Source organism: Streptomyces sp. HSW2009, from assembly GCF_040240285.1.
Lineage (GTDB): Bacteria > Actinomycetota > Actinomycetes > Streptomycetales > Streptomycetaceae > Streptomyces.
This window is the reverse complement of the sequence record NZ_JBEHZD010000070.1, coordinates 1-21,188: the sequence shown is the minus strand read 5'-3', so window position 1 is coordinate 21,188 and position 21,188 is coordinate 1. Positions and strand designations below refer to the sequence as shown.

The window sequence follows — 21,188 nt, the reverse complement described above, 5'->3', positions numbered from 1 at the left end:
GGCCAGCTAACCGCGCCGGCCGCCCGCCGGCCGCCCCGCCCCGCCCCGCTCAGCCAACCGCCCCGGCAGCCCCGCCAATTAACCCGCCGCCCCGCCCCGCCCCGCCAACCGCTCCGGCAGTCAGCCCGCCGCCCCGCCCACCCAACCAACCGCTCCGGCAGCCCCGGCAGTTAACCCGCCGCCCCGCCCCTCAGCCGGCCGACCAAGGCACCCGGCACACGTGCGGCTCCGGGTCCGGTGGGCACAGGCCCAGCAGCACCGCCGCGCGGAGCCTGTGCCAGGTCCGTAGCGAGCACCGGAGCCGGACCTGCAACTCGACCAGTTCGCGCGCCCCGCCGTGCTGCCCGGGGTGCTCGATGGCCCACTGGTCCGCCAGGTGGTCGTACAGTTCGGCGGGCGTCGACTCGGGGTCCGGGCCGGTGCGGCGGACGTTCACCGCGACGATCCGGGCGCTGTGCGCCGCCACCACCCCCTCGACGACCTCCCGCACCCAGTCGAGTCCCGGCCCGTCGGCGTACAGGCCGAGCAGCAGTATTCGTGTCCTCATGCGCATGACCCTACGAGCCACCGGCCCCCATCGACCGCGCATTATCGACAGCCCGCAGCCCGCAGCCCGCAGCCCGCAGCCCGCAGCCCGCAGCCGACCCCACGCCATTCCACCCCACCCCACCGCGCCGGTACCCCACCGGAACCCGGCACCGTCCGGCCCCGCCCGGCCCCGCTCAGGGCTGCACCGGCACCCGGAACCGCCGCCGGTACTCCGTCGGCGTCGTGTTCAGGCGTCGCCGGAACGCGCGTACCAGGGTGTCGGTCGTGCCGAAACCGCAGCGTGCGGCGATGCGCTCCAACGTGGCGTCCGAGGACTCCAGTTCCTGGCGGGCCTTCTCCACCCGGACCGACTCGACGTAGGCGTGCGGGGTCATGCCGAGTTCGCTCTTGAAAAGCCGGGTCAGGTGCCGGTCGCTGACGTGCGCGTACGCGGCGAGGTCGGCGACGGTCAGCGGCGCGGTGAGGTGGCGCAGCACATGGTGGCGCAGGTCCTCGATGCGGCGCGTGGTGGACACCTGCTCCAGCGGCGCGCTGAACTGGCTCTGGCCGCTGGGGCGCTTGAGGTACATGACCAGTTGCCTGGCCACCCGCAGGGCGACGGCCTCGCCGAGGTCGTCGGCGATCAGCGCGAGGGACAGGTCGAGGCAGGCGCTGATCCCGGCCCCGGTCCACACGTCGCCCTCGCGGATGAAGATCGGGTCGGCGTCCACCGTCACGGCCGGGTGGTCGGCGGCCAGCCGCTGCGCCGTCGACCAGTGGGTGGTGGCGCGCTTGCCGTCCAGCAGGCCGGCCGCGGCCAGCAGGTGCGCCCCCACGCACACGGAGGCGACCCGGTGCGTGCGGGCCGCCAGCACCCGGACCCACTCCACCAGGTCCGGGTCGACGAGCGGATGGACGCGGCGCTCGGCGTCGACCTCCACCGCGCCGGGCACGATGAGCGTGTCGATGGCGCCGGCGGCGACCTCGGCGAAGGTGACGTCGGGCAGCACGCGCACCCCGGCGCCGGTGGTGACCGGGTCGGTGCTCGCCGCGGCGAGCAGCACCCGGTAGCCCGCGGCCTCCTCGGTCTCGCGCAGGGCCAGCGCGAACACCTCCGGCGGCCCGGTGACGTCGAGCAGGTCGACGCCGTCGAAGAGGACGATGACGACGAGGCGTCGGACGGCGTCGGACACGAGTCCCCCAAGGGCTGTGGGCAGGGCGCGGTGGCATGTCGGTATATGCAGGTCAGACGTCATTGCCGACATCCGGGCCGGCTCCTAGTTTTACCTGCATGGCCCACGGACCGTTCGGGCCGCCCCTCCACCCGCATGCCGAAGGCGGTACTCCCATGCCCAGAACCACCCTGCGCGAGCTCAACGGCTTCGACCAGACGCCCGCGGACCTGGCCGACGCCGCGCTGGTCCTCATCGACCTCCAGAACACCTACACCACCGGCGTCATGGAGCTCGACGGCTGGCGGCCCTCGCTCGCCGCCGCCGCGCAGCTCCTGGCCCGGGCCCGCCGGGCCGGTGCAACGGTCGTGCACGTGATCAACGACGGCGGCCCGGGCACCCCGTACGACATCGGCGTCGAAATCGGGCAGATCCACCCGGACGTCGCCCCGCGCGAGGGGGAGCCGGTGGTGGTCAAGCAGGTCCCGAACGCGTTCGTGGACACGGACCTGGCCACCCATCTGCGCCCGGGCCAGGACCTGGTGCTCGCGGGGTGGATGACCCACATGTGCGTGGCGTTCACGGCGCAGGGCGCCTTCCTCGCCGGCCACCGCCCGACCGTCGTCGCCGACGCCTGCGCGACCCGCGCGCTGCCCGTGCCGGGCGCCGAGGTCCCCGCCGACCAGGTGCACCGGGCGGCCCTGGCGACCGTCGCCGACCTGTACGGAGTGGTCGTCGCCTCCGAGCGGGAGCTCGGCCGGTGAGGTCGGCCGCAGCGGTGCGGCCCGCGGGAGCCGTACGGCCTGTGGGAGCGGCGCGCCCTATGGGTGTGGCACAGTCTGCGGGAACCGTACGGCCTGCCGGGCCGCCGCGGCCGGCCGCCGCCGCTTAGGGCAGCCCCGTCCCGTCCCCCCGTACCTGGCTGCCGCGTACCGCCGGTGACCTGGGGGAACGCCGGGGGGGGGGGGGGGGGGGGGGGGGGGGGCGGGCCCGGGGGGCCCCCCGGCGCGGGCCCCCGCGGGGGGGGGGGGGCCCGGCCCGGTGGCGCACCCGGCGGCGGGTGACGCCACACTCACCGCCGCCGGGTGGTCCTTAGGGGGTTCAGCAGGCTCCTGCGTCCTGCCAGACGCCGTCGACACCGGGCTCCTGGCCCTGCGTCCACCACTTGGCCTTCCAGGTGTGGCCCTTCCAGGAGACGCTGGCGCCGCCGTTGTAGACCGCGGCCTTGTCCCAGGCGGGGGCGGTGCACTGGCCGCCGTTGCCACCGTTGCCGCCGTTGTTTCCGCCGTTGCCGCCCGTGCCGCCGCTGCCGCCGTCGCCCGGCTCGACGATCTTCGTGCCGCGCGCCAGGTCACCGGCGAGCGCGTACGACTTGCCGCCGAAGGAGACCGTCCAGTTGGACGGCGTGGAGGTCGGCAGGTAGTAGACGAGGTCGAAGGTCAGCGACGCGCCGGGGGCCAGCGACTGCCAGCTCGGCAGCTTGATCGAGGCGCGGTGGTAGTCGCCCTTGAGGCCGCCCACGTTGTTGCCCGTGTGGTCGCTGCGGATCACCCGCAGGCCCCAACCACTCTGGTCCTTCGCGTTGTTGGGCGCGGAGGTGGCGTAGTCGAACTGGAACTCGGCGCCGCCCGGGATGGCCGACTTGGTGTTGTTGGTGATCTGCACCTTCGGGCTGATCGGGTAGTTCGAGTCACCCAGCGGGAAGTCCCGGTAGGTCACGTCGAGGTCGACCGCGTCGGTCGGCATCTGGATCGTGGCCCGCGTGGCGCCGTAGCTGGGCGCCGCCTTGAAGGCGTCGTAGAGCGTGGTGGTGAGCGTGTTGCCGGGACCGTACTGGCCCTTGGCCGCGTCGTACGCGTAGTCGCCGGCCAGCTCCCAGATCATGGTGCCGCCCAGGCCCTTGTCGACCACGTACTGCGCCTTGGCCTTGACGGACTGCTCGTCCTCGGTGGACAGGAACACCTTCTTGTCGGCGTTCCACAGCCACGGGGCGGTCAGCGTCGAGTCGTAGTTGCGGGTGTAGCTGCCGGTGAGCTTGGTGTCGGCGGGGAAGCCGTAGCGGGTGACGTAGTCGCCGACCACGCCCTTCTCCAGGTTCTTGGCGTGCCACATCGGGTTGGAGCCGGCCGGCGACTCCTTGCCGGCGTCGTCCTTGTCGTGCCACAGGTTGTCGATGCCGACGGCGCCGTCACCGCAGTCGGTGAGCCCCGAACCGGCCGGGCAGGAGCTGGCCTTGGCGCTTCCCCACAGGCCGTTCTTGCCGCCGTTCACGTTCTTCCAGCCGCGGGTGTAGTACGGCAGGCCCAGGTTGATCCGGCCGGCCGGCATCGAGCCGCGGAAGTAGTGGTAGGACCAGTCCCCGTTGAGGTAGCCGATCCCGCCGTACTGGGCCGCGTTGTAGACGCCCCACTTGATCAGCTCGGCGTCCTTGCCGTCGTCGTACAGCGCCGCGTTCGGGCCGACGAACTCGTTCCAGGCGCCGTGCAGGTCGTACGACATGATGTTGACGTAGTCCAGGTACTTGGTCGTCTGGTACGTCTCCATGCCGCGCAGCAGGTAGCCCGACGAGGGGGCGGCCACCGACAGCAGGTAGTGCTTGCCGTCCGCGGCGCCGGCCCGGTCCAGCTTCTCGCGCAGCGTCTTCATCAGCGCCGCGTAACCCTTGTTGAGCCCACCGCGGCGGGCGTTGGCCAGCGGCCAGTCCTGCGGGTGGCCGGAGTCCTTCATCGAGGTCGGGTACTCGTAGTCGATGTCCACACCGTTGAAGCCGTAGGCGCGGATGAAGTCGACCGCGGAGTCCGCGAAGGTGTTGATGCCCGCCTGGTTGACCGAGCCGTCGGCGTTGGTGGCCATCGAGTAGAAGCCGCCGGACTTGACCCGGTTGCCGTTCTCGTCGAGGTAGCCGCCGGTCTCGGCCCAACCACCCACCGAGATCAGTGTCTTGACGTTCGGGTGCTGCTTCTTGAACTTGTTCAGCAGGTTGAAGTGACCCTTGTACGCGTACTCCGGGTCCATCTCCGCGCCGGCGACGCCGGGCCAGGTCATCCCGGTGGAGGCGTTGTTGGCGCCGTCCGCCCCCACGGAGATCTTGTTGGCCTTGTCGATGTGCGCGAAGGCGTAGTTGAGGTGGGTGACCTTGTCCCAGGGGATGTTGTTGGCCAGGTAGGCCGGGGTGCCGTCCTTGCCGGTGCGCCAGCTCGTGAAGTAGCCGATGACGCGGCGCTGGTGGTCGGGGCCCATCTTCTCGCGCCCGGCGGAGTCGTAGACCGAACAGTAGGGGACGTCCACGCCCGGGGTCTGGTAGAGACCGTCGGGGCGACAGGCGGACTGGTCCTCGGCGTGCGACTCGGTCGCCGAGAGGGTGGTGACGAGGAGCCCGGCGAGCGCTGCGGCCGTGGCCGCGAGCGTGGCTCTCGCTCGGTTACGGGACAACACGATCGGTTCCTCCTGGAAGGGGCTCGGTGGAGCTCGCGGGGGTGAGAGTCGTGCTGTGGGGGGTGCCGTACGTACGGATGGTGCGCGCGGAGTGTGGGGTGTTGCGTGTGCCGTGTGTGCTGCGTGCGGTGCGTGAAATGCCCTGGTGCGACGGTGCCGTAGTGCGACGGTGCGGTACCGAAAACACCGAATACAGCGGGATACAGCGGATACAGCGAATACGAGGTGGGGGCACGGGCCGACGGCGTGCGCACACCGCGGTCCGATTCCTCGAAGGTGAGCCAGAGGCTAAAAGGACTAGACCAAAGCGTCAATAGGTATGGACCAATATCAACGTCCGGGTGGGTCGGCGGAGTTCCGGCGTCCCGGTCTGCCGGAGGGGTGGTTTTCGGACATTGAGCGGCGGAAGATCTTGTGAGCCAGCCCACAGCGGCCGGCCCGCGTACCCCACCCGGCCCATGGCAGACTGGAAGGCGTACCAGTGACGTCAGCGCACTCCGGGGTCGGTGAAAGTCCGAACCGGCGGTTACAGTCCGCGACCCGTCCGCAGCCAGCGGCCGGTTGACCAGGTGAAACTCCTGGACCGACGGTTAAAGTCCGGATGGGAGGCAGTGCGCGACGGGCGAGCACCGGTGCGCCGTCGCCCGGCGGCTCCCCTTGGGGTGAGCTGCATCCCGGCCTCGGTGTCCCCGCCGTGCTCAGTCCGTTTTCCTGTCATTTCCTGACAGCCCCGGAGTCCGTGCCCGAAGAGGCAGGAGGACCCGGTGGCCGCCGAAGAGGCACCCCCGAGCGAGATCGCCGCGATGCGCCGTGCCATCGCGCTGGCAGCCCGCGGCCTCGGCCACACCCGCCCCAACCCCGTCGTCGGCTGCGTCGTCCTGGACGCCGCAGGCCAGGTCGTCGGCGAGGGCTGGCACCAGCGGGCCGGCGGACCGCACGCCGAGGTGCACGCCCTGCGCGCGGCCGGCGACCTGGCCCGTGGCGGCACCGCCCTGGTCACCCTGGAACCCTGTAACCACACCGGCCGCACCGGCCCCTGCGCCCAGGCCCTCATCGCGGCCGGCGTGGCCCGCGTCGTCTACGCCGTACCCGACCCGAACCCGCAGGCCACCGGTGGTGCCGCGGCCCTGTCCGGGGCCGGCGTGGCCGTCACCGGCGGCCTGCTGGCCGCCGAGGCCGCCGAGGTCAACGAGGCGTGGCTGACCTCCGTGCGCACCGGCCGCCCGTTCGTGCTGTGGAAGTACGCCGCCACGCTCGACGGGCGCAGCGCGGCGGCCGACGGCACCAGCCGCTGGATCACCTCGCCCGAGGCGCGCGCCGACGTGCACCGGCTGCGCGCCCGGGCCGACGCCGTCGTCGTCGGCTCCGGCACCGCCCGCCTGGACGACCCCCACCTGGCCGTCCGGCACGCCACCGGCGAGGGCGAGCCCGCCCGGCCGCTGCGGGTGGTCGTCGACACCCACGCCACCGCCGTACGCCCCGGCGCCCGCGTCCTGGACGCCGCAGCGCCCACCCTCATCGCCGTCTCACAGCAGGCCGACGCCCGCCACCTGGACGGGCTGGCCGAAGTGGTGCGGCTGCCGGCCGCGCCACGCGGCCCCGGCCTCGACATCACCGCACTGCTGGCGGAGCTGTACGCCCGCGACGTGCGATCCGTACTGCTCGAAGGCGGCCCGCGGCTGGCCGGCGCCTTCATCGCCGCCGGCGCGGTCGACAAGGTCGTCGGCTACCTCGCGCCGGCCCTGCTGGGCGCCGGACCCGCCGCGCTCGCTGACGCCGGAATCACCACCATCGGACAGGCGTTGCGGCTAGGCGTGACCGACGTCGCCCGCATCGGCCCCGACCTGCGGATGACGGCCGTGCCGCAGCGGCCGAACCATCCCGCCACCTCTCAGGAGAGCTGACTGTGTTCACCGGAATCGTCGAAGAACTGGGTGAGATCGCCGCCATCGAGGAGCTGGGCGACGCACCTGCCGAAACCCCCGAAGCTCTCGAAGCGGCCACCGGCACGGCCGCCGGCACCACCGCTGCGGCCCCGGCGCGCGCCGCCCGGCTCAGCATCCACGGCCCCAAGGTCACCGCGGACGCCCAGCACGGCGACTCGATCGCCGTCAACGGCGTGTGCCTGACCGTCGTCGCCGTCCAGGACGGCACGTTCACCGCCGACGTGATGGCCGAGACGCTGCACCGCTCCAGCCTCGGCGCACTCCGCCCCGGCTCGCGGGTCAACCTGGAGCGCCCGATGGCGCTCGGCGGCCGGCTCGGCGGACACCTCGTCCAGGGCCACGTGGACGGCACCGGCGTGATCACCCACCGGGAGCCGGCCGAGCACTGGGAGGTCGTCACCGTCTCGCTGCCACCCGAGCTCACCCGCTACGTGGTCGAGAAGGGCTCCATCACCGTCGACGGCATCAGCCTCACCGTCGTCGACGCCGCCACCGACCACTTCACCGTCAGCCTCATCCCCACCACCCTGGCGCTCACCACCCTCGGCCACAAGCAGGTCGGCGACCCGGTCAACCTTGAGGTCGACGTGCTCGCCAAGTACGTGGAACGGCTGCTGGCGCACGGCACCGTGCCCGGCGCACCCAGCAGCCCCGCCCAGGGCGCGGCCGACATCCGGGCGGAGGTGGCCCGGTGAGCTGGTGGCAGGGGCTCGCGGACGGGCTCAGCGACGAGGCGTTCACCCTCTTCGGCCAGCACGTCATCTGGTCCGACATGATCGGCAACCTCTTCGGCCTCGGCGCGCTCGCCCTCGGCTGGCGGCGCTCCATGTGGACCTGGCCGGTGCAGTTCGTCGCCGGCGCGGTGCTGGTCACCGCGTACGCCGCCGCCCACCTCAGCGGCGGCCTCGGCAAGCAGCTCCTGGTCATGGCCGTGGCCGCCTGGGGCTGGCGGAAGTGGCACACCGGACGGCAGGACCAGGGCGGGCAGATAACGGTGCGGTTCGCGAGCTGGCGCGAGCGCGCCGTGCTCGTCGGTGGCACCGCCGCGGGCACGCTCGCCGTCGGCGGCCTGTTCACCGCTGTGCCCGAGCTGTCCTGGAACCCCTGGCCCGACGCGTACATCTTCGTCGGCACGCTCACCGCGATGGTCGCCCAGGCCCGCGGCCTGGTCGAGTTCTGGTTCGCCTGGCTGCTGGTGGACCTGGTCGGCGTCCCGCTCGCCTTCAGCAGTGGCCTGGCCTTCTCCGGCCTGGTCTACGTCGTCTACCTCGCGCTCGTCCTGTGGGGCGCCCGCGACTGGGGGCTGCGCTCGCGTACGGGCGCGCCCGCTCTGGAAGGAGCGCCCGCATGACCACGTCCGTCAACTGGCACCACCCCGCCACCGAGCGCAGCGACGCCGCGGCACCCGCCCGCCCCGCGCCCCGGGACCTCGCCCTGGACCCGGTGGAGCGGGCGATCAGCGAAATCGCCGCCGGCCGTCCCGTGGTGGTCGTCGACGACGAGAACCGGGAGAACGAGGGCGATCTGATCATCGCGGCCGAAAAGGCCACCCCCGAGGTCGTCGCCTTCATGATGAGCGAGTGCCGCGGCCTGATCTGCGTACCCCTTGAGGCCACCACCATCGACCGGCTCGACCTGCCGCAGATGGTGGAGCAGAACAGCGAGGCGATGCGTACGGCCTTCACCGTCTCCGTCGACGCCGGCCCCGAGCACGGCGTCACCACCGGCATCTCCGCGGCCGACCGGGCCGCCACCATCCGGCTGCTGGCCAACCCGCACAGCACCGCCACCGACTTCGTCCGCCCCGGCCACGTCTTCCCGCTCCGCGCCCGCACCGGCGGCGTCCTGGCCCGCAACGGGCACACCGAGGCCGGTGTGGACCTCGCCAGGCTCGCCGGGCTGCGCCCCGCCGCCGCCATCGTGGAGATCGCCGGCGAGGACGGGGCCATGCTGCGCCTGCCCGAGCTGGTGCCCTTCGCCCGCAAGCACGGCCTGGCGATCATCTCCATCGAGGACCTGATCGCCTACCGGGCGGCGGCCGAGCCCACCGTCCGCCGCGAGGCCCAGACCCGGCTGCCCACCGCCTTCGGCGACTTCCAGGCGTACGGGTACCGCTCCGCGGTGGACGGCATCGAGCACATCGCCCTCGTCCAGGGCGAGCTGGGCGACGGCGAAGACGTCCTGGTGCGGGTCCACTCCGAGTGCCTGACCGGCGACATCTTCGGCTCCCAGCGCTGCGACTGCGGCCCCCAGCTCCAGGCGTCGCTGGCGCGGGTCACCGCCGAGGGCCGCGGCGTCGTGCTCTACCTGCGCGGCCACGAGGGCCGCGGCATCGGGCTGCTGTCCAAGCTGCGCGCGTACGAGCTGCAAGAGCGCGGCCGGGACACCCTGGACGCCAACCTGGAGCTCGGGCTGCCCGCCGACGCCCGGGACTACGCGGCGGGCGCCCAGATCCTCACCGACCTCGGGGTCCGCTCGATGCGGCTGATGACCAACAACCCGGACAAGGCCGCCGCCCTCGTCGAACACGGCCTGCGCATCACCGGCCGGGAACCGATGCCGGTCAAGGCCGGTGAGCACAACCTGCGCTACCTGCGCACCAAGCGCGACCGGATGGGCCACGAACTGCCCTGGCTCGACGCGGACCAGGCCACCACCTGCGACCAGTGACCCCACCGGCAACCGCCCGGCCCCACACCCTCCGGGCCCGCCCCGGCACCCCCACACCCACCGGGCCCCGCCCCGCCACCGCCCCGTACGAACCCGTCCGAAATCCGGAACACCCCGTGCACACCCCTTCTCACCAGGGCTTCAGCAGCACAGCATGTGAGCGAGCAGGACGCAGGACGGCCCGACGGCGCGGCAAGGCCCGGGCCCGCGGCGCCCCGACGCAGCGGGAGCAACGGCCGTACCGCACGGCAAGAGCACCGCAGCACCGCAGCACCGCAGTAAAGGTTCAGAACAGCACAGCCCCAGCAGCAAGAGAACAGCACAGCAGCACAGCGCACCGAGGAGAGACATGAGCGGCCAAGGCGCCCCCGTACTGTCCGTGAAGAACTGCGGTGACCTGCGGGTCGCCATCGTCGCCGCACAGTGGCACGAGAAGGTGATGGACGGCCTGGTGGACGGCGCGCTGCGCGCGCTGGCCGAGCTCGGCATCGACGAACCCACCCTGGTCCGGGTGCCCGGCAGCTTCGAGCTCCCGGTGGTCGCCAAGGTGCTCGCCGGCCGCGGCTACGACGCGATCGTCGCGCTCGGCGTGGTCATCCGCGGCGGCACCCCGCACTTCGACTATGTGTGCCAGGGCGTCACCCACGGGCTCACCCAGGTCAGCGTCGACACCGGCGTGCCCATCGGCTTCGGCGTGCTGACCTGCGACGACGAGCAGCAGGCGCTGGACAGGTCCGGGCTGGACGGCTCTCGCGAGGACAAGGGGCACGAGGCCGTCACCGCCGCCGTGGCCACCGCCACGACGCTGCGGACGATCTCCGAACCCTGGCGCTGAGCCCGCTCCGGGCACCCCGTAGGCTAGGCGCACCATGGCGAACAAGACATTCGAGGAGCTCTTCACCGAGCTCAAGGACAAGGCCGCCACCGGCGACCCCAGCACCTCGCGCACCGCCGAGCTCGTGGGCAAGGGCGTGCATGCCATCGGCAAGAAGGTCGTCGAAGAGGCCGCCGAGGTGTGGATGGCCGCCGAGTACGAGGGCGCCGACGCCACCGCCGAGGAGATCTCGCAGCTCCTCTACCACGTTCAGGTGATGATGGTCGCCCGCGGCATCTCCCTGGACGACGTATACGCTCATCTGTGACGGAGCGCCGCCGTGGTCGCCCCCCCCGCCGCCCCCCCCCCCCCCCCCCGCCCCGCCCCACCCCGCCGCCCCGCCCGCGGCGGCCGCCCCCCCCGGGTGGGCCGCCGGGCCGCCCCCGGCCGCCTCGCCCGCCCTCGTCGCGCCGGCCACCTCCGCCGCACCGGCCGTCCCCGCCCCACTGGCACCACTGGCCGTCCCCGCCGCGCCGGCCGCCCCGGTCGCGAGTGACGCACCGCCGGCCATCCCGATCGCGGGTGCCGCGCCCTGCGCCCGACGCCGCCGCCCCGGCCGTCAGCTCCACGCCAGCGCACCGGGCCCCGCCCCGGGCCCCACAGCCCCGTACCGCCAGGCACCCGGCCCCGCGCCCCCGCACCACCAGGCGGCGGCCCGTACGCCCGCTGCCCCGGCCGCACCCGCCGACCCGGCCCGTACGCGAACCGGCACCGTCCGTACCCGAACCGGTCACCGGGCGGCCCCGGGGCAAGGCCCCACGGCCGGCGTTCGGCGTTCTTCGCGCGGTGGCGCCCCTCGCATGTGACGGGCCCATCCGGCCCACCTCCCCAGCCCCGGGAGACGCCGGCGGTGGGCCCGCGTGCCCCACACCTACCGGCTCTCAGCGCACCTGCACGCGTATGCGTCAGCGACAGCGTGGCACGCCACGCGCGCGGGCGCGTGGTTTCCCCCAACTCCGGGCCGGCAAAACCGTGTTGCCGCAGGTGGGCGGGGTGGCCGCGGTATCGGTATCGGCTCACCGCCGTGCGGCGCGGGGCCGCCCCCGTGCGCCCGCGCCTGCGCCGCGCTCCCCATGGCGCTCCGACACTGCGCACCACCCGCATCGCCTACATCGCCCGCGGGCACGCGCGCGCATGAGCGGGGGGCAGGAGGCGGGAGGAGCCCGGCCAGCGGCCCCGTACGGCAGCGCCCCGGCGGCGCGCACCGCCCGCGTCACCCACACCGCCCGCACAGGCGCGTGCGGACGTACGGCAGGTTCGCCCACGGGCGCGGGTGCCGATTCCCGTTCCCGCCCGCACCCGCGCGTGCGGACGTACGCGCGAAGGGCGCCGGCCCCGCGGCGGGGGTCGGCGCCCTGTGGGTCCTACGGCGGTGTCAGCGCTTGGCCACGAAGACGTGGGAGGCGATGGCGGACTCCAGCTCGGCCGCCTCACCGCTGCTGCCGACCATGACGCCGGCCGCCGACTCGGTCACGCTGACGACCGCACCGGGTTGCACCCCGGCCCGTCGCAGCGTGTACATGAGCTGGGGGTCCGTCTGGATCGGCTCGCCGATCCGGCGCACCACCACGGTCTTGCCCTCCGAGCCCGGCTCCAGCTCCAGCAGGCTCACCATGCCGGAGTCCAGGAACGGGTCGACCTCGGCCGACTCACCGAGCTCTTCGAGGCCGGGGATGGGGTTGCCGTACGGCGACTCGGTGGGGTGCCGCAGGATCTCCAGCACGCGGCGCTCCACCGCCTCGCTCATCACGTGCTCCCAGCGACACGCCTCCGCGTGCACCTGCTCCCACTCCAGGCCGATGACGTCGACGAGCAGGCACTCGGCGAGCCGGTGCTTGCGCATCACGCGCGTGGCCAGGCGGCGCCCCTCGTCGGTCAGCTCCAGATGACGGTCGCCGGCCACCGTCACCAGCCCGTCGCGCTCCATCCGCGCCACCGTCTGGCTGACCGTGGGGCCGCTCTGGTCGAGCCGCTCCGCGATCCGGGCGCGCATCGGGACCACACCCTCTTCTTCGAGCTCCAGGATGGTGCGGAGATACATCTCCGTCGTATCGATCAAACCGGACATGTGCGTGCCCCTCGATGTGTCGTGCGGTGGCCCTGGACTCAATTCTGACGCATCCCGCGGACAACCGGGGCTCGCTCCCGCCATCGAACAGGATCGACGGTGTGCGATGTATTGACAGGGCACTGGTCCAGACCGCAACGTGATCCGCGCCACGCACGTCCGGCGCGTGATAGCCGATGCCAGAAAAGAGCGAAAAACCTCTCGCTCACCGTGGCAATAACAGCCGAATAACGAAATAAAAACGAAGGAAAGGGCCCCTCGTCGATGAGCGAGAGCACGCGGTCAGTCCCTGCCGAGTTGGCCGAGCGGTACCTGGATGCCGCCATCGCCCTGCTGCGCACCGTACGTGACGAGGGTGTCGGGCCGATCGCCGAGGCGGGCGCGTTGATCGCGGACACCGTGCAGGCGGGCGGGCGGCTGTTCGCCTTCGGTGCCGGGCACTCCTCGCTGCCCGCGCAGGACGTGGTCTACCGCGCGGGCGGGCTCGCCCTGATGAACCTGCTCCAGGTGCCCGGCGTGATCGGTGTCGACGTGGTGCCCGCGACGCTGGGCAGCGCGCTGGAGCGGGTGGACGGGCTGGCCGGCGCGGTGCTCGACACCAGCCCGGCGGTCGCCGGCGACCTGCTGGTGATCATCTCGCTCTCCGGTCGGAACTCGCTGCCCGTCGAGATGGCGCAGAACGCGCGGGCACTGGGGCTGAAGGTGATCGGCGTGACCTCGGTGGCGTACGCGACCGAGACCAAGTCGCGGCACGCGTCGGGCACCTTCCTCAAGGACCACTGCGACCTGGTCCTGGACAGCAAGATCGCGGTGGGTGACGCCGAGCTGACGGCCGACGGGGTGGCCGCGCCGTTCGCCCCGGCGTCCACCGTGGTGACCAGTGCGCTGATGCAGGCGATGTTGGCCGCAGCCGCCGGCGAGCTGGTGGCGCGCGGCATCGAACCGCCCCTGCTGCGCTCCGGCAACGTCGACGGCGGCCACGAGTGGAACGGGCGCGTGATGACGGAGTACGGGGACCGGATCTTCTACCGGCACTGAGCGGCCGGCGGCCCGGCGGGCCCCGCTACCGCAGTTGTTGGGCCAGGTCGATGGCGGCTGCGACGCGTACCGCCACGTCTTCCGCGTACGCCGCGTCCGTACGGTCAAACGCGCGGCGGCTGGTTCCGCGGAGGAACGAGGCCACGCCCAGGGTGCGGCCCCGGCTGCGGAGGACCGCGCACAGGCCGTGCACCGTGCCGCCGGGCCACTTGCGCGCCGCCGCCCACTGGAGGCTGCCCTCCTCGTCGGTACGGCCCGCGCTGGCGCGCACTGAGCCGCAGCGGTCGGCGGCCTGGAGTGCGGGGTGGCCCGGTAGGTACGCCACCGGGATGCCGTCCGCGGTGCTGAGCGGAGTGCTCGGGCCGGCTCCGGTGGCCGCGCCTGCGGGCGCCGCCACCACCCTGACCAGCGCGATCGGCGGCCGGTCCGGCAGGCTGGAGGGCCCGCCGAAGGGCGCGGCGCCGTCACCGGCGGGGCCGGGGCCTGATGCGCCGTGGTCGGGCGCGCCATGGGCGGCGGTGTCGTGGGCGGATGCACCCCGGCCGGATGCGTCGTGGGCGGAGATTCCGTACCCGAGTGTCGGGCCGCCGGCCGGCCCGGCGTCCGGCCCCGCGTCCGCTGCCGCCGCCCCGACCTCTGCCGCACCGGCGGCGTCGCCCGTACCGACAGCATCTCCCGTACCGGCGGCATCTCCCGTACCGGCGGCGCCTCCCCTCCTCGTGGCACCAGCCACCCCAGCGGCATCACCGAACCGCTCGGCACCGTCCGTAACGCCTCCACCCGAGGCCCCGGGCCCCGTACCGGCGCCGCCAGCGGTACCGCCACCACCGGCAGCAGCACCCACAGCGCCTGCGGTGCCCCCGTAACCGCCGTCATCACCACGGCCCGCACCGCCGGCGCCGGCGGAGCCACCATGCCCGGTGGGGTCGCCCCGGCGGCCCCGGGACGGTTCGCGGACCAGGTCGATCAGGGCGTGGTCGGCGAAGCCGGCCAGGGCGAAGTCGAGGTAGACGGTGGCCGCTTCGAAGGGGTCCTCGCATTCGGCGGCGGCCCGGGCGGCCCGGTGCAGTTGGTTGCTCCGGAACCGCATCCGGGCGCTCTCCTGCTCGGCCCGCTTGGCCTCGGTGACGTCGCGGAAGATCCACGCCACGCCCAGCGGCACCGCCTCCTCGGTCAGCGGCGAGGCCCGCCGCAGGAAGCCGCTGCGCCAACAGCGGCGCGGTGGCGGCTGGCCGACGGCCGCGCCCTCGCCCCGTACCGTCACCCAGATCTCGGTGGGCTCGGGCGGCGCGCCCTCCGCCAGGACGTGCTGGAACGCGCTCTCGACCTCCTCCACGCCCTGGTCGATGAGGTCGCCGAGCGGGCGGCCGAGGAGTTCGGCGCGGGCCGCGCCCAGCGAGCGCGCTGCGTGCCCGTTGAGCACCGCGGGGCGCAGGTCCGCGTCGACCAGGACCACGCCCCAGGAGGCGTCGTCGAACAGCGCCTCGCTGAGCGCGATCGACCGTTCCAGGTCGATCTGCGCGTGCACCTCGCTGAAGGCGCAGTACACGCCGGCGGCGCCGTCCGCGGTGGGTACGGGGGCGGTCTGGGCCCGTACGAGCACCCGACCGCCGCCCTTGGTGACCAGGGCGAACTCGTGTACCTGGCGACCGCTGGCGCGCCGCGCGCCGAGCAACTGCGCCTCCACCTCGGGCGCGTCGGACGCCCGCAGCGCCCAGCCGGCCAGGCCGCGCCGGCCGATCGCCTCGGCCGGTGGCCAGCCGAGTACGCGTTCCGCCTCCCGGTTCCAGTGCGTGACGGTGCCCTCGGCGTCGAAGGCGCACAGCGCCGCGTCCATGCCGTCGAGCAGCGCGGCGAGCAGGTCGAAGTCACCGTGGTCCGCGGTGCGCGCGGCGCCGGCGGGATCGGCGGCGTCGGCCGGTGGGCTGGTGGTCGGGCCGTCCTCGGGGCCCGCGGCACCCGACGCGGCCGTGGAACCCGACGAACGGGCGGGGTCGGAGCGTTGCGGAGCGGTCACCGGTCACCCCCTGCTAGACAGGCTGGACGTGGCTGTGTGTGCCGTGCGTAGGGCCGTGCGCGGCACGTACGCGCGTGTGCGTGTGGTGTGTGCGTGGTGTGTGCCGTACGGCAGGTGCGGCGGTGCGGCAGACCGGTGCCGGTCGGCAGCCGCACGTCGAAACATTCAACTCGAACGTGACGCGCACCACACCACCTTCGCCGAAATCGTTGCCTGCCAGAGATGCCTGCCGGAAATTCGGTTGTGAGGGGTCCGCGCCCGTACTTACGGTGTGGGCACACGAGAAGGGAGGTGGTTCGGCCGATGTACAAGATCCGGACGCGTGAGGTGACTGCGGGCTAGTCGTCCGCCGTCGCATCCCGCCCGCACCCGATCCCCGTGCTACGGGGCCGAAGGTGCGAGCCGCGCAATGCCGGACGCGCACGCGAAGGCGTGTGCGGCTGGCCAATCCCAAGCAGTCACCCGACCCGCGAGTCGCCGGTACGTCCGACCGGCCCCGAGGTGCCGTTCCGGCATCCGGGAAGCGACTCGGGGGTCGTCTGCGTTTTCTGCCTGTGGTGCCCGGCTGCGCTCCCTGCCCGTGGTGACTGGCGGCTGGTCCCCGCGCGCGGCGACCGACCATCATCAGCCCGCTACGGGCACAGCCGCTCCACCTGCCACGGGTCCGCTTCGGCCCCGGCCGCCCCCGTACGGACGTACCGCAGGCGGTCGTGCAGCCGGTTGGCCCTGCCCTGCCAGAACTCCACCGTGTCGGGGGTGATGCGGAAGCCGCCCCAGTGCGGCGGGACCGGGACCTGTTCGCCCGGTGGGTAGCGGTCGGCGAGTTCGGCGTACATCGCGTCGAGTTCCGCGCGGGAGCCGACCTGCTCGGACTGGCGGCTGGCCCAGGCGCCCAACTGGGAGCCGTGCGGGCGGGTGCGGAAGTAGGCGGCGGTCTCGTCGCGTCCGGTGCGCTCCGCGACGCCGGTGACGATGACCTGGCGGGCCAGCGCGTGCCAGGGGAAGAGCAGCGAGACGGCGGGGTTGGCGGCGAGGTGGCGGCCCTTGCGGGAGCCGTAGTTGGTGAAGAAGACGAAGCCGCGCTCGTCGTACCCCTTGAGCAGCACGGTGCGGGCGTGCGGGCGGCCGGTCTCGTCGACGGTGGAGAGGACCATCGCGTTCGGCTCGTGCAGCCCGCTGTCGACGGCCTCCTCGAACCAGTGGGTGAACTGGGCGAAGGGAGTGGCGGCCAGGTCGGCCTCGGAGAACCCCGCGCCGCGGTACTGCTCACGCATGGCGGCGGGGTCGTGGACGCGCGGCTGGTGCGGGTCGGCATGGGACACGCGCATATCTTGCAGCATCGGGGTGAAGTCACTTGACGCTGCCCCGGGCCGCCCGCGGGTAACCCTCTCGGGTGGAAGGGGGCAGTGTGCCTCTTCTCACGCTTCCCCGCAGGTGAGGAACCCACCAAAATCATCGACTGTCCCACTGTGGCATCCGCACACCACGCACTATCGTGGCCGGTCCCCGCACCGAGCCGTACCACCACCCCCCTCTCGGCCCGATCCGTACGCGACTGGATGACCACCACGCCGCGCGGGACCGCGGTCGGGGCCGCCGAACCGGAGCGCGAGCCGCATGTGCGGCCGTGCAACCGCGCCGGCCTCCCAGACCTGGCGATGCGGCCACGCGCCGCCTCGTTCACCACTCGCAGAGGAGCCACCTCATGACCGACTTCGTACCCGGGCTCGAAGGAGTCGTCGCGTTCGAGACGGAGATCGCCGAGCCCGACAAGGAGGGCGGCGCGCTCCGCTACCGCGGCGTGGACATCGAGGATCTGGTGGGCCACGTCTCGTTCGGCAACGTGTGGGGCCTGCTGGTGGACGGCGCGTTCAATCCGGGCCTGCCGCCGGCCGAGCCGTTCCCGATCCCGGTGCACTCCGGCGACATCCGGGTGGACGTGCAGTCGGCGCTCGCCATGCTGGCGCCGGTGTGGGGGCTCAGGCCGCTGCTGGACATCGACGCCGAGCAGGCCCGCGAGGACCTGGCGCGGGCGGCCGTGATGGCCCTGTCGTACGTGGCGCAGTCCGCGCGCGGCCAGGGGCTGCCGATGGTGCCGCAGCGCGAGATCGACAAGGCCGAGACCGTGGTGGAGCGGTTCATGCGGCGCTGGCGCGGCGAGCCGGACCCGCGGCACGTGGCGGCCGTGGACGCGTACTGGACCTCGGCGGCCGAGCACGGCATGAACGCCTCGACCTTCACCGCCCGCGTCATCGCCTCCACCGGCGCCGACGTCTCGGCGGCGCTCTCCGGGGCGGTCGGCGCGATGTCGGGCCCGCTGCACGGCGGCGCGCCGTCCCGGGTGCTCGGGATGATCGAGGAGATCGAGCGCACCGGCGACGCGACCGCCTACGTCAAGGGCGCGCTGGACCGCGGCGAGCGGCTGATGGGCTTCGGGCACCGCGTCTACCGGGCCGAGGACCCGCGCGCCCGGGTGCTGCGCCGCACGGCGCGCGAGCTGGCGGCGCCGCGCTTCGAGGTGGCCGAGGCGCTGGAGAAGGCCGCGCTCGAAGAGCTGCACGCGCGCCGCCCGGACCGGGTGCTCGCCACCAACGTGGAGTTCTGGGCGGCCATCGTGCTGGACTTCGCCGAGGTCCCGGCGCACATGTTCACCTCGATGTTCACCTGTGCCCGCACCGCCGGTTGGAGCGCGCACATCCTGGAGCAGAAGCGCACCGGCCGCCTGGTCCGCCCCTCCGCCCGGTACACCGGGCCGGGGTCGCGCAGCCCGAAGGACATCGTGGGGTACGCGGACATCGCGCGCTGATCGACTGACCGCGACAGCGGCCCTCCGTACGTAGCCGTTTCGCCGTTCCGCCGCCCCGTCGCCCCGTCGGCCCGTCGGCCCCGCGCAGGGGGTGCCGGGGCGGCGGGGCGGCTGCGGGTACGCGTACACGAATTTTGAAGCAGTCGCTCCACAACATGCTAGGGTCCGCAGCGGCGCGCAACCGACGGCGCCACCGGCCCGCGCGGACCCCATTTATGAAGCGACCGCTCCAAAATGGCGACCCGCTCGCCCGCACCACCCCTCACGCCGACTCACCCCACCCCATCCCCTCCCGGAGGACACCGTGCCGCTGCCGGTCTACATCCTCGGCTTCGTCATCTTCACGCAGGGCACCTCGGAGTTCATGCTCTCCGGGCTGCTTCCGAACATCGCCGATGACCTGGGCGTTTCCATTCCCGATGCGGGGTTGCTGATCTCCGCGTTCGCGATCGGGATGGTGGTCGGCGCGCCGCTGCTCGCGCTCACCACGCTGCGCTGGCCGCGCCGTACCGCGCTCGTCGCGCTCCAGGCGGTCTTCATCGCCGCGCACGTGGTGGGCGCGCTGGCCCCCGGTTACGGGGTGCTGTTCGCGACCCGCGTCATCAGCGCCCTGGTGTACGCGGGCTGCTGGGGCGTGGCCCTCGCGGCGGCGGTGAGCCTCGTACCCGCGGGTGCGCGGGGGCGGGCGGTGGCCACGGTGGCCGGCGGGTTGACGCTCGCGACCATCGTCGGCGTGCCCGCGGGCACCCTGCTCAGCCAGTACGCGGGATGGCGCGCCGCGTTCTGGGCGGTGGCCGCGGCGACCCTGGTCAGCCTGGTGTGCACGGTGTTCGCCGTCCCCGACGGGCGCGGCGCGGCCACCCCCGGCCACTCGGCCGCGACCGAACTGCGTGGTCTGGCCCGTCCCCAGCTCTGGCTCTCCTACGCCGTCACCGCCTTCACCTTCGGCGCGGTGATCGTCACCTTCAGCTATCTGGCCTCGCTGTTGACCGATGTCAGCGGGGTGTCCGAGGGGTGGGTGCCCGGGGTGCTCGCGCTGTTCGGGGTGGGTGGGTTGCTCGGCATCGCGGCCGGCGGTCGGCTCGCCGAGGCGCACCCGATGCGCACGCTCGGCTGGGGCCTGGTCGGGTTGCTCGCGGTGTCGGCCGCGCTGGCCCTGACGGCGCGGCACGCGGGCGTGGTGGTCGCGCTCGTCTTCGTCCTCGGCTTCGTCGCCTGGGTGACCAATCCGGCCCTCCAGTCGCGGGTCTTCGCGCTCGCCCCCGGGGCTCCGACGCTGGCCGGGGCGGGCAACACGGCCGCGTTCAACGTCGGCAACACGCTGGCCCCGATGCTCGGCGGGGCGGCCATCGACGCGGGGTACGGCTTCGCCTCGGTGGCCTGGGTCGGCGCCGGTCTGGCCGCGGTCGGCCTGGCCGCCGCCCTCGTGGCGGCGCGCGCGGGCCGCCGCACACCGCCGTCGACGAACGGACCGGCGGCCTCCACCGCAGGCCAGGCCCCCGAACCCGTCGAACACGCCACCGCGCCCCGTACGGCATGACCACCGGCCCGCGCCGCATGACCGCCGGCCCGCAGGTCGGCCCGCACGGCCACGCACGCTCCCACAGCCACCCCCAGCCTCGTGCGCCACACCCTGCCACCATTTGGTGCGGGCGCTCCAAAACCCTTACCGTGGCGGCATGGCCAGGCCACGCGGGTTCGACGAGGGGCGCGTCATCGACGCGGCGATGGAGACGTTCTGGCGGCACGGGTACGAGGCGACCTCGACCCGGGAGCTCAGCCAGAGCACGGGGCTCGGCCCGTCGAGCCTGTACAACGCCTTCGGCGACAAGCGGCAGCTCTACGTGCGCGCCCTGCGCCGCTACTGCGAGACCGCCACCGCCCACCAGGTCGAGCTGTTGCAGCAGCCGGGCCCGGTCATCGACCGGCTGCGCGCGCTGATGGTGGAGGCCGTCGACGCCGACCTGTCCCCGGACGGGCGGCGCGGCTGCTTCGCGGTGAACTCGGCGATCGAATCGGCCGCGCTCGACCCGGAGATCCGGGCGGCGGTACGGGAGAACTTCGGCCGGGTGGAGGACGAACTGACCGCGGTACTCGCCTTCGGCCAGGCCGCCGGGGAGATCCGCACCGACGGCGAGGCCCGGGCGCTGGCCCGGCAGGTGCAGGGCGCGTACTACGGGCTCCGCGTGCTCGCCCGGGTGCAGGACGACCGGGCGGCGCTGCTCGCCTCGGTGGAGCTGACGCTCGCCGCGCTCTGATCGGTCCGGCCCCCTCCGCCGTGGCCGACGTCCGACCACCCGCCCGGCCGAAGACCTCAACTCCCTTGATTACTGGCCGAGTTACCGCCATCCACCGCCCACCCGAGTGGCCGAATCACGTGCCGCGCACACCCCCGGCGACCCGGACGACGTGGATGACGCAGCCGCCGTGGACGGGGCGGACGGGGCGGGTGGCGCAGACGACGTAGCCGGGGCGGACGGCGCGGGAGCGGCGGCGCGGCGGGCGGCGGGCGGCGGCGCGGCGGGCGTGGAACGCGCCGCCCCGCCCCCGCCGGGGGGGGGGCCCGGGGGGCGGGGGGGGGGGGGGGGGGGGGGGGGGGGGGGGGGGGGGGGGGGGGGCGGGGGGGGGGCCGGG

General features: G+C 73.6%; 19 protein-coding genes and 1 riboswitch. Of the genes, 13 read left to right on the top strand and 6 right to left on the bottom strand.

Going from position 1 to position 21,188, the window contains the following annotated elements; genetic code table 11:
- Positions 1-190: 190 nt before the first annotated feature.
- The gene (locus tag AAHZ94_RS08570; RefSeq protein ID WP_349991883.1) at positions 191-547 is read right to left on the bottom strand and encodes a hypothetical protein; all 357 of its coding nucleotides are present in this window, start codon (positions 545-547) and stop codon (positions 191-193) included.
- 175 nt (positions 548-722) lie between these two features.
- Positions 723-1,721, bottom strand: a complete 999-nt coding sequence (locus AAHZ94_RS08565) for a GlxA family transcriptional regulator (protein WP_349991882.1) — start codon at positions 1,719-1,721, stop codon at positions 723-725.
- A gap of 155 nt (positions 1,722-1,876) precedes the next feature.
- On the opposite strand from AAHZ94_RS08565, the gene AAHZ94_RS08560 reads away from it, so the two are divergent.
- Together AAHZ94_RS08560 and AAHZ94_RS08555 are read left to right on the top strand one after the other, a co-directional pair.
- Positions 1,877-2,464, top strand: a complete 588-nt coding sequence (locus AAHZ94_RS08560) for an isochorismatase family protein (protein ID WP_349991880.1) — start codon at positions 1,877-1,879, stop codon at positions 2,462-2,464.
- A gap of 174 nt (positions 2,465-2,638) precedes the next feature.
- The gene (locus AAHZ94_RS08555; protein WP_349991879.1) at positions 2,639-2,764 is read left to right on the top strand and encodes a hypothetical protein; all 126 of its coding nucleotides are present in this window, start codon (positions 2,639-2,641) and stop codon (positions 2,762-2,764) included.
- 37 nt (positions 2,765-2,801) lie between these two features.
- Here the strand turns inward: AAHZ94_RS08555 and AAHZ94_RS08550 are convergent, their stop codons facing one another.
- Complete coding sequence (locus AAHZ94_RS08550; RefSeq protein ID WP_349991877.1) at positions 2,802-5,135, bottom strand: chitinase C-terminal domain-containing protein; 2,334 nt, start codon at positions 5,133-5,135, stop codon at positions 2,802-2,804.
- A gap of 488 nt (positions 5,136-5,623) precedes the next feature.
- Positions 5,624-5,754, top strand: a riboswitch (FMN riboswitch).
- 184 nt (positions 5,755-5,938) lie between these two features.
- On the opposite strand from AAHZ94_RS08550, the gene ribD reads away from it, so the two are divergent.
- The 6 genes from ribD to AAHZ94_RS08520 all read left to right on the top strand — a co-directional run bounded on the left by ribD (position 5,939) and on the right by AAHZ94_RS08520 (position 10,893).
- Positions 5,939-7,039, top strand: a complete 1,101-nt coding sequence (gene ribD / locus AAHZ94_RS08545) for a bifunctional diaminohydroxyphosphoribosylaminopyrimidine deaminase/5-amino-6-(5-phosphoribosylamino)uracil reductase RibD (RefSeq protein ID WP_349991885.1) — start codon at positions 5,939-5,941, stop codon at positions 7,037-7,039.
- 2 nt (positions 7,040-7,041) lie between these two features.
- A complete protein-coding gene (locus AAHZ94_RS08540) occupies positions 7,042-7,776 on the top strand; it encodes a riboflavin synthase (RefSeq protein WP_349991875.1) in 735 nt (244 codons plus the stop codon).
- Positions 7,773-8,432: a nicotinamide mononucleotide transporter family protein gene (locus AAHZ94_RS08535; protein WP_349991873.1), complete on the top strand. Its 660-nt coding sequence runs from the start codon at positions 7,773-7,775 to the stop codon at positions 8,430-8,432. The genes AAHZ94_RS08540 and AAHZ94_RS08535 overlap by 4 nt, the downstream gene beginning before the upstream one ends.
- The gene (locus AAHZ94_RS08530) at positions 8,429-9,751 is read left to right on the top strand and encodes a bifunctional 3,4-dihydroxy-2-butanone-4-phosphate synthase/GTP cyclohydrolase II (RefSeq protein WP_349991871.1); all 1,323 of its coding nucleotides are present in this window, start codon (positions 8,429-8,431) and stop codon (positions 9,749-9,751) included. Before AAHZ94_RS08535 ends, AAHZ94_RS08530 begins: the two co-directional genes overlap by 4 nt.
- Before the next feature lie 349 nt (positions 9,752-10,100).
- The gene (gene ribH, locus AAHZ94_RS08525; protein WP_349991869.1) at positions 10,101-10,586 is read left to right on the top strand and encodes a 6,7-dimethyl-8-ribityllumazine synthase; all 486 of its coding nucleotides are present in this window, start codon (positions 10,101-10,103) and stop codon (positions 10,584-10,586) included.
- 34 nt (positions 10,587-10,620) lie between these two features.
- Entirely contained in the window at positions 10,621-10,893 is a 273-nt protein-coding gene (locus AAHZ94_RS08520) for a phosphoribosyl-ATP diphosphatase (RefSeq protein ID WP_349991867.1), read from the top strand.
- A 1,107-nt stretch (positions 10,894-12,000) separates the two neighbouring features.
- On the opposite strand, the gene AAHZ94_RS08515 is transcribed toward AAHZ94_RS08520, so the two are convergent.
- The gene (locus AAHZ94_RS08515; protein ID WP_349991865.1) at positions 12,001-12,693 is read right to left on the bottom strand and encodes an iron-dependent transcriptional repressor DtxR; all 693 of its coding nucleotides are present in this window, start codon (positions 12,691-12,693) and stop codon (positions 12,001-12,003) included.
- Between the two features lie 264 nt (positions 12,694-12,957).
- On the opposite strand from AAHZ94_RS08515, the gene AAHZ94_RS08510 reads away from it, so the two are divergent.
- A complete protein-coding gene (locus tag AAHZ94_RS08510; RefSeq protein ID WP_349991864.1) occupies positions 12,958-13,731 on the top strand; it encodes an SIS domain-containing protein in 774 nt (257 codons plus the stop codon).
- Between the two features lie 25 nt (positions 13,732-13,756).
- Here the strand turns inward: AAHZ94_RS08510 and AAHZ94_RS08505 are convergent, their stop codons facing one another.
- Positions 13,757-15,748: a PAS domain-containing protein gene (locus AAHZ94_RS08505; RefSeq protein WP_349991862.1), complete on the bottom strand. Its 1,992-nt coding sequence runs from the start codon at positions 15,746-15,748 to the stop codon at positions 13,757-13,759.
- Between the two features lie 632 nt (positions 15,749-16,380).
- Positions 16,381-17,022 carry a pyridoxamine 5'-phosphate oxidase gene (gene pdxH, locus AAHZ94_RS08500; protein ID WP_349991884.1) on the bottom strand — a complete coding sequence of 214 codons (642 nt, stop codon included), beginning with the start codon at positions 17,020-17,022 and terminating at the stop codon, positions 16,381-16,383.
- A gap of 431 nt (positions 17,023-17,453) precedes the next feature.
- Here pdxH and AAHZ94_RS08495 point away from each other — a divergent pair, with 431 nt between their 5' ends.
- From AAHZ94_RS08495 to AAHZ94_RS08480, 4 genes are all read left to right on the top strand, one after another.
- Positions 17,454-18,554: a citrate synthase 2 gene (locus AAHZ94_RS08495; RefSeq protein WP_349991860.1), complete on the top strand. Its 1,101-nt coding sequence runs from the start codon at positions 17,454-17,456 to the stop codon at positions 18,552-18,554.
- Between the two features lie 304 nt (positions 18,555-18,858).
- On the top strand, positions 18,859-20,094 hold the full coding sequence (locus tag AAHZ94_RS08490; protein WP_349991859.1) for a Cmx/CmrA family chloramphenicol efflux MFS transporter: 1,236 nt from the start codon (positions 18,859-18,861) through the stop codon (positions 20,092-20,094).
- A gap of 139 nt (positions 20,095-20,233) precedes the next feature.
- Entirely contained in the window at positions 20,234-20,812 is a 579-nt protein-coding gene (locus AAHZ94_RS08485) for a TetR/AcrR family transcriptional regulator (protein ID WP_349991857.1), read from the top strand.
- 106 nt (positions 20,813-20,918) lie between these two features.
- Positions 20,919-21,188: hypothetical protein (locus AAHZ94_RS08480; RefSeq protein WP_349991855.1), on the top strand; the 270-nt coding region annotated here is incomplete at its 3' end.

Coding starts and splice junctions, on each gene's coding strand:
- AAHZ94_RS08485 (WP_349991857.1), top strand. CDS start 20,234: ATGGCCAGGCCACGCGGGTTCGACGAGGGGCGCGTCATCGACGCGGCG.
- AAHZ94_RS08560 (WP_349991880.1), top strand. CDS start 1,877: ATGCCCAGAACCACCCTGCGCGAGCTCAACGGCTTCGACCAGACGCCC.
- AAHZ94_RS08510 (WP_349991864.1), top strand. CDS start 12,958: ATGAGCGAGAGCACGCGGTCAGTCCCTGCCGAGTTGGCCGAGCGGTAC.
- AAHZ94_RS08570 (WP_349991883.1), bottom strand. CDS start 547: ATGAGGACACGAATACTGCTGCTCGGCCTGTACGCCGACGGGCCGGGA.
- ribD (WP_349991885.1), top strand. CDS start 5,939: ATGCGCCGTGCCATCGCGCTGGCAGCCCGCGGCCTCGGCCACACCCGC.
- AAHZ94_RS08530 (WP_349991871.1), top strand. CDS start 8,429: ATGACCACGTCCGTCAACTGGCACCACCCCGCCACCGAGCGCAGCGAC.
- ribH (WP_349991869.1), top strand. CDS start 10,101: ATGAGCGGCCAAGGCGCCCCCGTACTGTCCGTGAAGAACTGCGGTGAC.
- AAHZ94_RS08495 (WP_349991860.1), top strand. CDS start 17,454: ATGACCGACTTCGTACCCGGGCTCGAAGGAGTCGTCGCGTTCGAGACG.
- AAHZ94_RS08520 (WP_349991867.1), top strand. CDS start 10,621: ATGGCGAACAAGACATTCGAGGAGCTCTTCACCGAGCTCAAGGACAAG.
- AAHZ94_RS08515 (WP_349991865.1), bottom strand. CDS start 12,693: ATGTCCGGTTTGATCGATACGACGGAGATGTATCTCCGCACCATCCTG.
- pdxH (WP_349991884.1), bottom strand. CDS start 17,022: ATGCGTGAGCAGTACCGCGGCGCGGGGTTCTCCGAGGCCGACCTGGCC.